This window comes from Caenispirillum salinarum (genome assembly GCF_044803115.1).
Lineage (GTDB): Bacteria > Pseudomonadota > Alphaproteobacteria > Rhodospirillales > Rhodospirillaceae > Caenispirillum > Caenispirillum salinarum_A.
Window position 1 is genome coordinate 676,926 of sequence record NZ_CP085224.1, and the last position, 15,981, is coordinate 692,906.

General features: G+C 59.6%; 12 protein-coding genes. 8 read left to right on the forward strand and 4 right to left on the reverse strand.

What is annotated here, in order from left to right:
• Positions 1–22: 22 nt before the first annotated feature.
• Positions 23–484 (reverse strand): recombinase family protein, encoded by a 462-nt coding sequence (locus tag LG334_RS03140; protein WP_404383199.1) that lies wholly within the window; start codon positions 482–484, stop codon positions 23–25.
• 1,476 nt (positions 485–1,960) lie between these two features.
• Here LG334_RS03140 and LG334_RS03145 point away from each other — a divergent pair.
• The 7 genes from LG334_RS03145 to LG334_RS03175 all read left to right on the forward strand — a co-directional run bounded on the left by LG334_RS03145 (position 1,961) and on the right by LG334_RS03175 (position 11,862).
• A protein-coding gene (locus LG334_RS03145; protein WP_404379525.1) for an IS3 family transposase occupies positions 1,961–3,144 on the forward strand; the annotation gives its coding sequence in 2 pieces (ribosomal slippage) (positions 1,961–2,237 and positions 2,237–3,144; 1,185 coding nt in all).
• Positions 3,145–3,716: 572 nt separating this feature from the next.
• The gene (locus LG334_RS03150; protein ID WP_404383201.1) at positions 3,717–4,043 is read left to right on the forward strand and encodes a hypothetical protein; all 327 of its coding nucleotides are present in this window, start codon (positions 3,717–3,719) and stop codon (positions 4,041–4,043) included.
• Between the two features lie 155 nt (positions 4,044–4,198).
• Positions 4,199–4,786 (forward strand): hypothetical protein, encoded by a 588-nt coding sequence (locus tag LG334_RS03155; RefSeq protein WP_404383203.1) that lies wholly within the window; start codon positions 4,199–4,201, stop codon positions 4,784–4,786.
• A gap of 565 nt (positions 4,787–5,351) precedes the next feature.
• Positions 5,352–6,848, forward strand: coding sequence for a type I restriction-modification system subunit M (locus LG334_RS03160; protein ID WP_404383205.1), 1,497 nt, complete (start codon positions 5,352–5,354; stop codon positions 6,846–6,848).
• Positions 6,829–8,061, forward strand: coding sequence for a restriction endonuclease subunit S (locus tag LG334_RS03165; RefSeq protein ID WP_404383207.1), 1,233 nt, complete (start codon positions 6,829–6,831; stop codon positions 8,059–8,061). The genes LG334_RS03160 and LG334_RS03165 overlap by 20 nt, the downstream gene beginning before the upstream one ends.
• A 31-nt stretch (positions 8,062–8,092) precedes the next feature.
• On the forward strand, positions 8,093–11,119 hold the full coding sequence (locus LG334_RS03170) for a type I restriction endonuclease subunit R (protein WP_404383209.1): 3,027 nt from the start codon (positions 8,093–8,095) through the stop codon (positions 11,117–11,119).
• 2 nt (positions 11,120–11,121) lie between these two features.
• The gene (locus tag LG334_RS03175) at positions 11,122–11,862 is read left to right on the forward strand and encodes a M48 family metallopeptidase (protein WP_404383211.1); all 741 of its coding nucleotides are present in this window, start codon (positions 11,122–11,124) and stop codon (positions 11,860–11,862) included.
• Between the two features lie 816 nt (positions 11,863–12,678).
• Here the strand turns inward: LG334_RS03175 and tnpC are convergent.
• The 3 genes from tnpC to tnpA are packed head-to-tail and all read right to left on the reverse strand — an operon-like array spanning position 12,679 to position 14,963.
• On the reverse strand, positions 12,679–14,274 hold the full coding sequence (tnpC, locus tag LG334_RS03180) for an IS66 family transposase (RefSeq protein WP_404381160.1): 1,596 nt from the start codon (positions 14,272–14,274) through the stop codon (positions 12,679–12,681).
• A 60-nt stretch (positions 14,275–14,334) separates the two neighbouring features.
• On the reverse strand, positions 14,335–14,682 hold the full coding sequence (tnpB, locus tag LG334_RS03185; RefSeq protein ID WP_404379667.1) for an IS66 family insertion sequence element accessory protein TnpB: 348 nt from the start codon (positions 14,680–14,682) through the stop codon (positions 14,335–14,337).
• A complete protein-coding gene (tnpA, locus tag LG334_RS03190) occupies positions 14,679–14,963 on the reverse strand; it encodes an IS66 family insertion sequence element accessory protein TnpA (RefSeq protein WP_404381162.1) in 285 nt (94 codons plus the stop codon). Before tnpA ends, tnpB begins: the two co-directional genes overlap by 4 nt.
• Positions 14,964–15,511: 548 nt before the next feature.
• Here tnpA and LG334_RS03195 point away from each other — a divergent pair.
• Positions 15,512–15,979, forward strand: coding sequence for a hypothetical protein (locus LG334_RS03195; RefSeq protein ID WP_404383213.1), 468 nt, complete (start codon positions 15,512–15,514; stop codon positions 15,977–15,979).
• Positions 15,980–15,981: the final 2 nt, after the last annotated feature.

The window sequence follows — 15,981 nt, forward strand, 5'->3', positions numbered from 1 at the left end:
ACCGGCCTTCCTAATTGTCGCGCTACAGACCGCAGTGCTTACCCTGGTCCCTGGCGCGGGAGACGCCACTCCGGATGCGATCCGTGATCATGGCGCGCTCGAATTCGCTGAAGACGCCGAGCATCCCAAACATGGCGCGCCCCGCCGGAGTGGACGTGTCCAAGCCCTGCTGGTGCAGGTACAGATCAACGCCGCGCTCATTGATTTCGGAGAGAAAGCCGACGAGGTGCTGCAAGGAGCGCCCCAGGCGGCAGACGGACCACGCCGCGATCAAATCAAACTCCCGCCGGGTCACGCCCTTCATCAAGGCGTCAAAGCCGGGGCGCTGGTCACGCCCCTTGGCCCCACTGATGCCAGCGTCCTCAAAGACGGTGACCACATGCCAGCCCAACCTCTCAGCAACAGCGTGAAGCTCGCGAAGTTGGTTGGCAACGGTCTGACCGTCTGTAGAGACGCGAATATAGAAGGCGACGCGCTTGCTCATACGAATATGTTCGCACGGAACTGAAGTTCGTCAACTTTTTGTTCCGAAACTTCTTAAAAGTTTTGGAACGTTGTGCAGATCGCTTTCCCGACGAAGTTCGTGGCTCACGGTGAGCCGCCACCGCTCCGAGAAAAGCTATTCGTGAACTTCAGAAACCAAGTGCTTTCGGAATGGCGGAAAGCACCTCCTGAAAGCCGCAGAAAACGATAGTTCCACAGAGCGATTTTCCGGCACCCTTTTGGAATGGTCGTCGGGGCTATCATGAGGCTGAAGGAGAAACGCACTGATTATTTTCTGGGGATTTTGCCGGGAGCACTGCTCAGCGGTGATATCGGGCACGACCAGCAGATGGCCGGAGGTGATGAAGTTCTTCGTCAGGGAGATGCGGCAGCAAGACGGAAAGGCATGTCGTCCAGGGCGATCCTATCTGGCACCACATGACGGAACTTCTTTGACCACGGGCATGGCCGACGAAGAAAGTTTCTTTACCGGCTCAGCCCTTCTTGATGGGCCATGGGAAGAAATATCTTTGATCAGGTGATGGAGAAGAGCTTCCATCAGCCAACTTCGCTTGCGCTAAGTCGTCTGGCTGCTTCTCATTCCTTCAGCAGCTATCGCTGCATCACTCATCTCGAACCAGCATAATCAACATGATGAAGAGATATTCTTTCCACCCATCCTAGATTAGATATCACTTTTTCACCCCCCTCCTACCGCATGTCTTTCAAGACAGACTCCTGGCGGTAAGAAGGGGAGATACGTGAAGCGACGTCCTGAGTTGTCAACCACCCAATAAGCTGCTCATACGCTTTACGCGCACCACAGGCGGTTTCCCGGTACCTGCTGTACAGCCCCATCCCGGCCCTGACCCCACCTACGAGTGAAGCTACGCGCGTGATGGCGCTGCGCTTCCGGCGGATCATTGTGAATGGACCAAACGGTTATGATGAAGAGGTTTATAACTTCATCAAGCTCATGTATCCAGCTATTGGGGGACCGGATACATGCGGATAGGTGTCAAATGGATCAAGACACACTTATCCTCTTTTCATGAGCCTTTTTGCAGGTTCTCTGCCTGCCGAGCAGCCGTTACTTGCCTAGTCTCCTGGCCGACAAGTCCGTCTCGTGGGTCACCCTAACCTCATACATCGGTCTTATTTCCCGATCTATGTTGTGGACCGGAGGAAGGCCCTATACTCTCCTGGGTGCTTATGTACTTCTATTTATACAACATCCGCTCGCTCTCCGTCAAAATAAAAGATACTTTAACTCGGTTTCGCCTGTAGCGGAGCGGTTAACGTTAAACTTAAACCGCACCCTTATTCTAAAGAATGCGACACATGAATGGCCTTCTGCGAACAACTTCTTACCAACCCTGCCCGAGCACCCGGAGCCGCTGATTGAGGTGGCCCCAAGAATCTGGACAGGTCGGTAAGCTCTGGGTTTTGCTCCTGGGGCGAGACAGGAGAAGACCGCATGAGCAAGAATCGTCGCAACCACAGCGCCTCCTTCAAGGCGAAGGTGGCGATGGAGGCGCTGTCCGGCGAGAAGACGGTGGCCGAGCTGAGCGCGAAGTACGACGTCCACCCGACGATGATCAACGCCTGGAAACGTACGCTGCGGGACCAAGCGGCCACGGCATTCGAGAAGGGCCCATCGAAGGCCGACAAGGACAAGGAGGCGCTGGTCGATGAGCTGTACAAGCAGATCGGCCAGTTGAAGGTCGAAAATGATTTTTTGGCCGTCAGGCTCAAGCGCTGAAGCGGGTGGAGCGCCGAGCCATGATCGACATTTCCCACCCCACGCTGAGCCTTACACGGCAATGCCGCCTGGTCGGCATCAGCCGGTCGTCGCTGTACTACCGTCCGGTGAACGACGACACGCCGAAGAACACCGAGGACCGGATGCTGATGGCGGCCATCGACCGCCACTTCCTGGATATGCCCTACTTGGGCAGCCGTCGCATGGCCGCCCTCCTGCGCCGCGAGGGCTGGTCCGTCGGCCGCAAACGGGTGCGACGCCTGATGCGGCTGATGGGCGTTCAAGCCGTCTATCGCCGGCCGCGGACCACGGTGCCGCACCCCGAGCACCGGGTCTATCCCTACCTGCTGCGCACGCTGGTCATCGACCGGCCGAACCAGGTGTGGGCTGCCGACATCACATACATTCCGATGCGTCGCGGCTTCCTGTACCTGGTCGCCATCATGGACTGGCACAGCCGCAAGGTGCTGTCGTGGCGGTTGTCCAACACCATGGACGCCGATTTCTGCGTCGCGGCGCTGGAACAGGCCCTGGAAACCTACGGCCCGCCCGAGATATTCAATAGCGACCAGGGCAGCCAGTTCACCAGCCTCGCCTTCACTGGGACGCTGAAGGCGGCGGGCGTGCGCATCAGCATGGACGGCAAGGGCCGCTGCATGGACAACATCTTCATTGAGCGCCTGTGGCGCAGCCTGAAGTACGAGGAGGTCTACCTGAAGGCCTACACCACTGGCAGCGAGGCCAAGGCCGGCATCGGCGCCTGGGTGCAAACCTACAACGAGCGGCGCCCGCACCAGGCCCTGGCCTATGCCACCCCCGATGAGGTTTACTGGCGAGGCCTGCCGGGCTCCGGGCTACGCTCCCGCTCCGCCCTCCGCCCGGCAGGCCTCGCCGCCTGACCGCGACTACCCACCAACCAAGCCCCAGGAGCAGAGCTTACAGAGCGCGCTGATCTGCCCGAACAACCGGGACCACTTCAGATGCCGCTTGACCCGGGTGATCAAGGGCGTGCAGTTCGAGCAGCAGCCCAGCGGCTAGGCCGAATTCGCCCCTCTCAAGTTCCTGGCAAAGAAGGCAGCGGCAGAGAAATCGGCACTGAAAGAAGTGGAAGCCATCCGGCAGCGCATCCTGAAGCGCGCCGAGGAAGGCAAGCCGGAGACTCCGGAAACTTCGAGGAATGTTGAGAGACACAACAACGGAAGCCACTCCATCCGCCCCCTCATCAAACAATAAATCCACCACGAACTGGATGAAAAAAGAATGTTCGTTCCAAAGCGCAGTTGATCATAGAGAGATAACGGTGACAGCCATAGCTGCATCAGGCGGAAATGATTTTGACATTGCGAATGACGCCCGCATAAACTGAGGCCAGTTCTAAGATTAGTATATACCAAGCGACGGAAATATTTCATATGTACGAATATACAAATATAATAGACCTTTCATTATCAAATGTACTTCTGGGGGGGATATGGCGACACTGATTTTCCCGTACCAGTACGTAGCCATGGTCGAACACAACAGCTTTATTGAGGGGCTGACCGAAGAGATGTTCGGGGCCGTCTGGCAGATCAAGCTTCACCGCACCGGGATTGATCCAAAGGCCGCCGCTGAACTAAACGATTTTGCGGCTGCCGTGATCGCCCGAGCCGAAATCACACGGCACGCTGCTGAACACGGCATCGACGTGTCCGTCTTCCCGTCCGATCAGGACGGCTGGAGCGCGGTTGGTTTCGCTAGCAAGGAGGATGCTGCCGTTTTTAGAATGTTCTGGGAGGGCGAAATTCAGTCCGCTTAGGCAGAAAATGAGAAAGGAAGTAGGTTGTTGAGTTTCTCAACAACGTGCCGCACCTTCCATGCGCGTCGAAACAACGTCATTGTGCGCCTTTACCTCAGAAGATATAATATCAGATTTAATATTACTGGGGGGTAATGATACGACTTTTTCATATCGTGCTTGCAGCCTCATTGTGTGTAGCAGGACCCGCCGTTGCGGAAACGAACATCAGCAAGGCGCAGGCAGTGGCGGTACCATTTGATAAGTGCAAGCCCGAAAAAGGCGTCACCGTCACGTTTGATGACAGCAGCCCAAAGCTCTCTGGTGAAGAAATCGCGCAACTTCTAACTGGCAACACGCTTCTCTCGGTGGATCGGTACGGCACGTTTGCGCTGTACTATCCGGAAAAGGGAAAGGCTATTGGCTGGATGCCTAAGGAGAAAGATAAGGGATATTCGTGGTCTGCCGGAAAGGTTTCATTCGAAGGCGGAAAATACTGCCGTACATGGGACCAGTGGAATAGTGGAAAATACGTGAACTGCTGGAATATCTACCGCAGTGCGGAGCCGCACGTTGATCGTCCCGGCTTCTATTTCGCTTGCGAGAATGGCGTTCCGGACGGGGATATTCATGTTGTTCTACCGGGAAACTACTTCGAAGTCGAGTGGCGCGGCACCGGCAAGAAGGGAGGCCGCTTGACACAAAGCGATGAAAAAACCAACGCTGCTACCGAGAAATATTTCGGAAAGTACGTGAATAAGTAAGTCTTAGGCCCGCCAACGGCGGGCCTTTTACGTTTTTGAAGAAATGTTCGTCGCCACAGATATTTACGGCAGTAGCTGCCGCGATTAGAAGGCGCTCCGCAAGATAAATAAGAAAAAGGTCTTTTAAGGAGGAAGTATTATGAATGTCACATGTAGTGGAGCGTTGCGGGGTTGGAAATGGGAAGTGGCATGTCGCGACATTAACCCCCGTGACCTAACAGAGCAGGAGTTCGAGGAACGCTGCGCGGCCATCCGGTGGTGGCTCCTCGGTAACTGCGTAGCCGAATTCGAGCAAGCCGCACGTCGAGACGTAGGCGCGAACGGCTGGCCCCTCCTACGTCGTCTTCCGCTTCATGACCGAAGAGGACGCACTGGCACTGACGCTGACGGGGCAAGGCAACGTACCATACAAGCTTCCTCGCATCGGCAACCCGCGCCGCTGCATCTGACGTCGTTCATGGCTGATGAGACAGGCAAAGGGCAACGTGCTCATCGCACCTATTTTTTCATGGAGCCGTCTGGTAGGGTCTAAACCGCTCACGAACCAGACGGATTCATCAGGTACATGGCTGTCCTCACCCTCGATCAGCTTGAGGCCCATCTTTGGCGCGCCGCCGACATCCTACGCGGCTCCATCGACGCGTCGGACTATAAGCACTACATATTTGGCCTTCTATTCTACAAGCGCCTCTGCGACGTTTGGGAGGAGGAGTACGAGGACCGGATGCAGGAGTTCGGTGACGCCGATTTGGCCGCCGACCCGGAAGAGCACCGGTTCCACATCCCCGAGGGGTACTTCTGGAAGGACGTGCGAAAGCACACCACCAATATCGGTGAGCACCTGAATGCCGCCTTCCACGCCATTGAAGACGCTAACCACCGTCTGCGGGGCGTCTTTCAGGACGTGGACTTCAACAACAAGGAGCGGTTCCCAGACCACGTTCTTGAAAAGTTGCTTCAGCACTTTGAGACGTACCGGTTCCGAAATGTGGACGTGGAGCCGGATGTCCTTGGGCAGGCTTACGAGTACCTGATCGCGCAGTTCGCGGACGACGCCGGTAAGAAGGGTGGCGAATTCTACACGCCGAAGATGGTCGTCCGGCTGATCGTGGAGTGCCTCCAGCCAGACGAGGGCATGTCCATCTATGACCCTACCTGCGGGTCCGGGGGCATGCTTCTCGAAGCGTTTCACCATCTGGAACGGCTTGGAAAGAATCCGCGCAGCCTGTCTCTCTACGGCCAGGAGCGGAACCTGAACACCTGGGCCATCGCCCAGATGAACTTGTTCCTGCACGATATTGACGATGCCTCCGTGGCGCGCGGTGACACCCTTACCGAGCCGAAGCACATGGTGGGGGAAGGTACGGCGATCCGCACCTTTGACCGTGTGCTGGCGAACCCGCCGTTCTCGCTCAAGCAGTGGGGGCACGAGGTCTGGAGCAATGGCGACCCCTACGGGCGCGACATCTATGGGTGCCCGCCCAAATCCTATGGCGACCTTGCCTTCGTGCAGCACATGATCGCCAGCCTCAAAGAAGACGGATTGTTGGGCGTCGTCCTGCCCCACGGCATCCTTTTCCGTGGCGGCGCTGAGGGTCGCATCCGCGAGGGAATGCTGAAGGACGACATCATCGAAGCGGTCATCGGACTTGCCCCTAACCTGTTCTATGGAGCGGGTATTCCCGCCTGCATCCTCGTCGTCCGGAAGAAGAAGCCTGCCGCCCGTAAGGGCAAGGTGCTGGTGGTCAACGGCGTGGAGCAGTTCGTGGAGGGTAAGGCACAAAACCGCCTTTCGGACGCAAACGTCGCTACGCTGGCGGAGACGTTCCGCGACTTCGCAGATGTAGAGCGCCTTGCTCGCGTTGTGCCGGTGGAGGAGATCGCAGCCAACGACCACAACCTAAATATCAGCCGGTACGTCCACGTGGCTGAGGATAAAGAAGACATCGACGTTGCGGAAGAGGTCACCAAACTCCTTGAACTGCAAGAGCAGCGGAACGCGGCGGAAGCAAAAATGATGGGTTTCCTGAAGGAGCTTGGATATGTCTCGGAAGGTGCCTGAGGGATGGCGGGACGCGAAACTGGGAGACGTATGTGGAATCCGCATTGGCGGGACTCCTCCACGAGGTGAGCCGTCTTACTGGGCCGCCCCTGAAGAGAATGGCTATCCTTGGGCGTCAATCTCTGATCTTAGCCAGGGGTATATTTCAAGTACGAAAGAACGCATTACGCCCGCCGGAGTGGAGAACTCGAACGTGAAACCCGTTAAATCGGGTACGATCCTGATGAGTTTTAAACTCACGATAGGTAGAGTCGGCGTAGCGGGATGTGACCTCTATACAAATGAAGCGATAGCGGCCTTCGATGAAGACCAGCGGGTCATTGATCGCGGCTACTTAAAGTATGTGCTTCCAATGGCGGCGGGAGCGGGTGATGTTGACGAAGCTGTCAAGGGAAAGACCCTCAACAAGAGAAAGCTGGCTCAGCTAAAGCTTCTCCTCCCTCCGCTCCCAGAGCAGCGCGGCATAGCTGAAATCCTGTCCAGCGTGGAAGAAGCCATCGCCGCCACTCAAGCGGTGATTGAGCAAAAAAGTCGTCTACGAGAACGACTTCTCCGCACCCTCTTCCATCGCGGGAACTGGGAGCAGGAGAAGCCATTGCCAAGTGGCTGGACACTAAGAAGGCTTGACGACGTTGCAGTTAGGGGAAGTGGCCACACGCCGAACAAGAAGAAGCCGGAATACTGGAATGGCGGGATTAAGTGGGTGTCTCTTCGCGACACGAAGCGGCTCGATCACCTCTTCATAGACTCGACAGAGGCGGAAATCAGCGACGTGGGAATGGCGAACTCTTCCGCTGTTTTACACCCATCTGGAACGGTTGTGCTCTCCAGGGATGCGACCGTTGGGCGCAGTGCGATCATGACAATGCCCATGGCCGTTAGTCAGCATTTTATTGCATGGCGCTGCGAATATTCCCTCAATAATATGTATCTCTATTACTGGCTTCAATCCATGAAGCCAGTTTTCGAGCGTATTGGAGCAGGTAGTACCATAAAGACCATAGGCTTGCCTTTCTTTAGAAGGCTAGAGATTCCTGTGCCGCCACTACGTGAGCAAGACAACATCAGTGAAAAAATGCGGGCTTTGGATGAAGCCATGTTCGCTGAATTTGAGGCGCTCGACCGCCTCAAAGTGGTTAGGTCCGCCGTGACTTCCGACCTCCTAACAGGTCGCAAGCGGGTGCCGATGAACGAGTTAGCCGCCGCCGAATAGGACGACGAGGGGAAGCAGGGGGAGCACGATCATGGGGATGGAATGGCAACTGGCGGAGAAGCCGACCCTCGAATCGCTTGAGGGCATGGGTTATGTGGTCGTTCCGCCGTCCGAGCACGCTGTTCTCCGCGATGGCGACAATCAGGTGCTATTCCGCCCCCACCTCGTGGAGGCCATCAAGCGGATCAACGGGCTTTCGGATGCCGACGCCGAGGCCGCCTATGCCGACTTGGTGTCCATTTCCGAGAACGAACGCTGGTTGACCATTCTGCGCGGCGACTTCAGCCGCCCCTTGCAGGGTGAATCACGTCACCGCACCATCCGCGTAATCGACTTCCTGAATCCTTCCAACAACGTCTTCACCGTCACCAACCAGTTCCGCGTCAAAGCCGAGAACACCCGCATCCCCGACGTGGTGGTCCATGTAAACGGTATCCCCGTCGTCGTCATCGAGTGCAAGAGTCCGATCAACGCCAAGGACAAGAGCGGGGAGGCGTTCCAGCAGATCAAGCAGTATGAGCAGGACATCCCCCGCCTGTTCCTGTCCAACGCCTTCAATATCGTCACCGATGGGACCAACTGCCTCTACGGCACGACAGGAAGCCCGTCGAAGTTTTACGGCACTTGGCGCGATCCGTGGCCCCGGACGACGCAAGATTTTGGAAGCGAGTTGTCAAAGGGGCTGTGGAGCCTCCTGGAACCCGCTCGTCTGTTGGACCTGATTGCCCACTTCATCGTCTTTGAGCGCGTCTATGATGGCGGCGGGCCGAAAGTCATCAAGAAGATAAGCCGTTATCAGCAGTTTCGGGCGGTCAACAAGATCGTGGAGCGGGTGGCCGAGGGGGAGCACGGGCGCGGACTTATCTGGCACACGCAGGGGTCCGGTAAATCCCTCACGATGGTATACGCCGCGCTCAAGCTGAAAACACATCGAACGGTGTCGTCCTCAGAACTTGCGAATCCCAACATCATGGTGCTGACGGACCGCGTGGACCTGCACAACCAGATTAGCAGCACCTTCACCTCATGCGGCCTGCCCAATCCCATTGCTGTTGATAAGATCAGCGACCTGCATTCCCTTATCCACAGCGGCACGGACGGCCTCACGGTCTTGTCCACTATTTTTAAGTTCCAGGGATCAGAGAAGGCCATTCCGAATTCCGAAAACTGGATCGTCATGGTGGACGAGTGCCACCGGACGCAGGAAAAGGACCTCGGGGCATACCTTCGGAAGACCCTGCCAGACGCCCGCTTCTTCGGATTCACCGGGACGCCGGTGAAGAAGACCGACCGTGACACCTATGCGAACTTCGGCGTGCCGGGTGAGGGCTACCTCGATAAGTACGGCATTGACGACGCCGTGGCGGACGGCGCGACCGTCCCAATCTACTACACGGGCCGGAAGACGGACTGGCACATTGACGAGGCCAAGATCGACATCCTGTTCGACCAGTGGTTCGCGGACCTCCCCGACGACAAGTTAGCTGACCTTAAAAAGAAAGGCGTGTCCGTCGCGGACTTGGTGAAACACCCGAAGCGGATCGAGTTGATCGCCTACGACATCTGGACGCACTTCAAAGCTTACGCGCGTCCAGACGGTTTCAAGGCGCAGATTGTCGCCATCGACCGCGAAGCGGTCATTCTCTACAAGCGCGCTTTGGACAGGGTGATCGCGGACGACTTCCTTGCCAGTGGGCTGAGCGAAGAAGAGGCTCAGGCTGAAGCCTCCGCCATGTCAGCTTGCGTCTACTCTGCTTCGCAGGAGGACGCCAAGCCGAGCGAGGATGAGCGCACCGAGGATATCCGCAAGGGCCTTCGGGAGCACTATCTGCCACCTGACGACGAAACGAAGGTTAAGGACCGGTTCGGCATCAAGGGACAGAAGCCAGAGTTCCTGATTGTCTGCGACAAGCTTCTCACAGGGTTCGACGCACCTATTGAAGCCGTCATGTATCTCGACAAGCCCCTCAAGGAGCACACCCTTCTCCAGGCCATCGCACGCACGAACCGCGTTGCTGATGCCCGAAAGCGGAATGGCTTGATCGTGGACTACATCGGCGTCTCGGCAAAGCTGGACGAGGCCCTGGAGTCATATCGGGCCGACGACGTGAAGAACGCGATGCGCAGCCTGGACGACCTCCGGAGCCAACTTCGCGCCGCGCACGCCGAGGTCAGGCACATGATGAAGGGGCTGAAGCGGAAGGACGGCACCCACTCCAAGAACGATCTGAAGGGCGAATTCGACCGTTTCATCGCCACCCTCGAAACCGAGGATAAGTGGTTTGAGTTCCGCACCAAGGCGCGCAACTTCATATCGGCCTACGAGGCCCTCAGCCCTGACCCAAGCGTACTTGACTACACGGACGACCTGAAGTGGGTCGCGGCCTTCCTACGCTACGGGACGCAGGTCTTTGAGAAGCGGGAAGCGTTCGACCAGCAGGAGTACAGCCGCAAAATCAGGGAGATGCTGGACCAACACCTGGACGCCACGGGCCTGAGCGTGACCATCAAGCTCCGTCACATCACCGACCCTGACTTCTGGGCCGACTTCGAAACAGAAGGCAAGGACGAGGCTGACATCAAGGAAGCCGCCATCCGCAAGACGACGGAGCTTCGCAAGACGGTCTACGAGAAGATGGAGCAGAACCCCCACCAGTACGCCAAGTTCTCCGAGCGGCTGCGGGAGCTTCTCCAACGCCTGGATGCGGCACAGGACTCGTGGGCGGATGTTCTCCGTGAGGCTGAGGAACTGGCGAAGGGCCTGCAAGCCGAAGAGCGCGCCCACGAGGGCAGTGGCCTGTCTCGTGAGGCTTACGGCGTTCTTCAGGTGCTCAGTTCGTTCGAGGACGAGGGAGATGCCGAGAAGCTGGCCGCCCAAGTGGCAGAAGTATATGGCAGTGACGACCTCGCGCCCAGAGGCTGGCAGGAGAAGGAGGGGCTTCGGAAGGCCCTTCGCCAACGCGTTCGACGCCTAGCCGCTGATGCCGGTTTCAAGAGACTGCGGGAAATACCACAGCAGGTCGAGGACTTCACGCTCAAGCACTTTGCCAAGGTTTGACCATGCCCGTTCTGACGGTTGGAGAATGCCGAATTCTCTATGATTTGAAGCGGTCTGAGGTGGCGACCCGCGCCCGCTTGACGGTGACACCGGAGCGGGTGGAGGTCGTCGTACCCACGTCCGCCACGGATGCCGAGGTTGAGGCGATGCTCCACCGCCGCCGAGGTTGGTTGGTTGAGCAGACCCGGCAAATGGTCGAGCGAACGGCCAAAACCAACAGCGTCCGGCGCTTCGTCACCGGAGCGAAGGTTCCCTATCGTGGGCGGTTGATGCGCCTCCGGGTGGAGCCGACTGATGGAACGCTGGTCGAGGTATCCTACCGGAATGGGTTCATCATAGGCTGCCCGCACTCGGCATCCGAGGCGTCACGCGACGATTTGATTGAGTCGGCACTTCGACTGTGGCTCCGGAAAAGACTTCGCCAGGATGTCGTTGAGATGGTCCGCCGACACGGAGAGCCAAACGATCTGAAGCCGAAGCGCATCGAGGTTAAAGACCAGAAGCATATCTGGGGAAGCTGTGGCCGGGACCGAGTGGTGAATCTGAACTGGCACCTGATCTTCTCACCAAAGACCGTGCTGGAGTACGCCGTGGTCCACGAGCTATGCCACCTGCGGCATCGCAACCACGACAAGGCGTTCTGGCACCTCGTCGGCTCCATCTTGCCCGACTGGGAGAGCCGAAAGGCGTGGCTGGACAGCAACGAGCACTTTCTGAACCTGCGGCGCGTGGAGCCGGAGTAGCGGGCCGTGAAAGCGGCGGATACGGTTAGCTGTCGCGCTTCAGTTGCTCGTCTCTCTCTCGGAACCACTTCTCAAAGAACGATTCCTCTGGCGCACTCTGATCTTGCCTTGCTCTCTCAAGGTTGTAGTCCAAAGTCTCGTTACGAGTTGAAGGCCACCACGTCAAATCCCCGCCTAATGCATACCGCACGTCGTGACTTACTCGACGCACCCGAATAGTCAAGTTCGCCCTACCGCATTGGCAAGTTGGCCATGCCTTTATGCCACTAATACTCCATCTGTCATGCGGAATGGCGCGTGGATCAAAGCAGAATGCTGTTCCGCATTTTGAACAATAGCAGTGAAGGTAAATGTACCTGATTTGTGCTTCAGCTTTTGTGTTGGGGAGAAAAAGCGTCTTTTCTCTTCCCGCCCCTTTGCTGAACAGGTTTGTCTTTCCAGGCCAGTTGGGCGGCCCCTTTCGTTCCATCGCGAATCCCCCACTATCTGCGAGTGGATATTAATGCGGAATCGGCGGCCAGTCGGAGTCACGCGTTGCGAATGGGCAGCTTGCTTGTCCGCCACCAAACCTTGCCGTTGGGCGCTTTTCGAAGCTGCTCGCTGCGTATACAACGCCTCGTAGCTAACCCCGCGTCTCGTCGCTTGCAAATACGGTATCCGGCGGTCGACGGCGCGGCAAGAAGTGGTGTGCGTGAAGCCTCGCGGAGCAAACGGCTCGGTCCGGTCGCTATGCCTACTGATGATAAATACCTTCACATTAGTAGGAGAGATGAACGTAAGCGTCTTCCAGCGGCTGCGGCGGCCGCCTGTTGACGGTCAGGCAGCCTTCTGGTCGTCCTGCGGCTGCCCGATGTTCCACGGCAGCAGGTCGTCGATCCGGTTGATCGGATGGTCGGCGATGCGAGCCAGCACCGTGGTGAGGTAGGCCTGCGGGTCGAGGCCGTTCAGCCGCGCGGTCTCGACCAGCGTGTAGATGGCCGCCGCCCGGCGGCCGCCGGCGTCGGAGCCGGCGAAGAGGTAGTTTTTCCGGCCCAGGGCCAGCGGGCGGATGGCCCGCTCAGCGGCATTGTTGCTGATCTCGCAGCGGCCGTCGCCTGCATAGCGGGTCAGCGCTGGCCAGCGCGTCAGGGCGTAGCGCATTGCGGCCGCCAGCTCGCTTTTGCCCGGCAGCTTGCGGAGGCTGGTGTCGAAGAAGGTCTTCACCGCCTCCAGCCGGGGCAGGCTCTCCGCCTGGCGCACGCGCAGGCGCTCGTCGGCTGGACGCCCGGAGATCCGGCGCTCCACGTCGAACAGCGCGCCGATCAGCTCCAGGGCCCGGGCGGCGATGGGTGATCCGGTCGCCGCATGAACGTCGTGGATCTTGCGCCGCACATGGGCCCAGCATGCCACCTCCTGCACGGACGCGACGCCGTCCTCTCCCGGCTCGTACAGCTTGTTGAAACCGGCATAGCCGTCGGCGTGCAGAAGGCCGCGAAAGCCCTGCAACTCGGTCTGCGGATGGATGCCCTTGCGGTCGGGCGTGTAGCGGTAAAGCACGGCCGGCGGCGCCGGGCCGGCATGGGGACGTTCGTCGCGCAGATAGACCCATTGTCGCGCCTGCCGGGTCTTGCCGGCGCCCGGGCTGAGCACCGGCACCGGCGTGTCGTCGGCGTGCAAGGCGTCGCCGGCGCGCACGTGGCGGCCAATCGCCTCGACCAGCGGCGCCACCAGGGCGGCCGTCCTGCCGACCCAGCCCGCCAGCAGCGCCCGGGGCAGCGTCACGCCCTCGCGGGCGTAGATCTGGCTCTGGCGGTACAGCGGCAGGTGGTCGCAGTATTTCGACACCAGGACATGCGACAGCAGGGCCGGCGACGGCAGGCCGCGCGCCACCGGCAGGGACGGCATCGGCGTCTGCACCATGCTCTCGCACGTCCGGCACGACAGCGCCGGACGGACATGGCGGATCACCCGGAAACGGCCGGGCACGTAGTCGAGGATCTCGGTCACGTCCTCGCCCACCGTGTGCATGGCGCCGCCGCAGGCCGGGCAGTCGTCGGCGGGATCATGACGGACCTCGTCGCGCGGCAGATGCTCCGGTAGGGCGCGGCGACGGCGCGCGGCAGGCTGGTCCGGGGCGTCGGCCTCGGTCGGCTCCGGCGGCGCTTCATCCTCTGCTTCGGCCGCTTCGGCCGCTTCGGCCTCCAGGTCCTCCAGGGCCAGTTCGAGCTGTTCGATCTCGCGGGACAGCTTCTCCGACGATCGCCCGAACGTCATCCGCCGCAGGCGGGCGAGTTGCACCTTCAGCTTCTCGACTTCCAGCGCCTTGGCGGTCAGGCCGGCCCTGGCCGCGGCCAGTTCCTCGGCCTGCGCGGCGATGATCGCCCGCAGGGCCTCGACGTCGTCGGGAAGCTGGGAAGACGGTGCGGAAGGCATGGCCGGATTCTAGCCGCAGAAGCCCTAAAAACCAAGGATTTCGGCGCCTTCCGGGGCTCGTCAGCCGGCTGTCTCCGGCCGCCATGTCCGCGTCGGCATGCGCCAGTCGATGCCCTCGATCAGCATGCTCAACTGGGCCGGCGTCAGCGCCGCCACGCCGCCCTCCGCCGAGGGCCAGACGAAGCGTCCCTTCTCCAGCCGCTTGGTGAACAGGCAGAACCCCTGGCCGTCCCAGGCGAGGATCTTGACCAGGTCGCCACGCCGCCCGCGGAAGACGAACAGGTGCCCCGAGAACGGGTCCTTCTTCAGGACCTCCTGCACCAGCATGGCGAGGCCGGGCATGCCCTTTCGCATGTCGGTCCGGCCGAGCGCCAGGTAGACACGCACGCCCGGCGGAACGGCGATCATGCCCCCTCCAGGGCCGCGACCAGCGTCCGCAACCGGGGTGGCGCGATGGTGGCCGGCACGATCAGGCGGCGCCCGTTGGTGAGCACGATCTCGACCGGAGACGGTTCCTCGGGCGCGGGAGCCGCCTCTTCATCCTTCGGCGCCGCGACCTGGACGGGCAGAAAGCCGGGTGCGGCTGGAGCTGCCTTCCGGCACCAGCGTCCGAGGACGCTGGGATGAACGCCGTTCCGCCGCGCCACCTCGGCCACCGGCAGGCCGCTCTCCGCAACCTCTCTGACCATCCGCTCCTTGTCCGCCCGCGGCCATGACCGCCGCCGCGCCGGAGGCTGACTACCATCGTAGGCCATAAGCAACTCGCTCCATCCGCCGATCCACTCCAAGATCGACGAAGTCAGCACTATCGGGACGCCGACGCCAAGGCAGCCGTCAGAAGACGGTTACAGATGAACGATGATCCTAGACGTTTACAAAAAGCTGCACGAAGGCGGTAGTTGCCGCAGTCTTCGTGACTTTTCGAGGAACTGGCTCGGGTTTGCGCCGAACTACGTCGCCTGTCGAGGCACTGACGAGCGGCTGAGTGTGGAGGGCGGTCTGCGCCTATACCGCAAGCTCGTAAGGACCGACCGGGAGTTGGCCGCCAAACTGCTGGTCTACCTCATCAACCGGGTCTGATTCCGGAGCGCCCCGAGCCACCAACGGGCCTCCCACAACGACATTCTTCGCGGACGCATGGATGCCGCGCGCTTTATCTTCGCCGTCAGCCGCTTCGGCGGCCTTTTCTGGATTATGATTTCGTATGAGATTTCAAGATATTACCACCCCCGTCGATATGTACAGCTACAAGGAGGGCGACTCCGGCTGGGACCTCATTGGCGCGCTGGTCACAGCAGTTTCTTGCAGTTTACCAGACGAGCGGGTACCCAAGCACGCCCGGAAGTTCGCGTGCGATGTTGTCGTGGCGCTTCGGGCTGCTGGCTACACCGTCTCGGCAGCCGCGCACGGATTCCGGCACCTCAAAAGCCGGTCAATCACCATTCGCCATCCAGGCATTGCCGGGGAACCCGGTATCCTGCTGCTCCATGCCAGGAGCTTCGGTGGCGACCGCCAGACAGTCGTCGTAAAAGCGTCAAGCGTGCCGTTTGCGCGCCGGGTCGTGCGCGAGATGTTGAAGATTGCTGTGGAAGCGCGGCATCGATCAGCGGCGGGGATGGCGCAGGATGTTGAGCGTGCGGCTCGCGAATTGGGTCACGGCATGTTGAGATGCACAACAAGCTCTTCACCTACCCCTTCCGGCTAGGG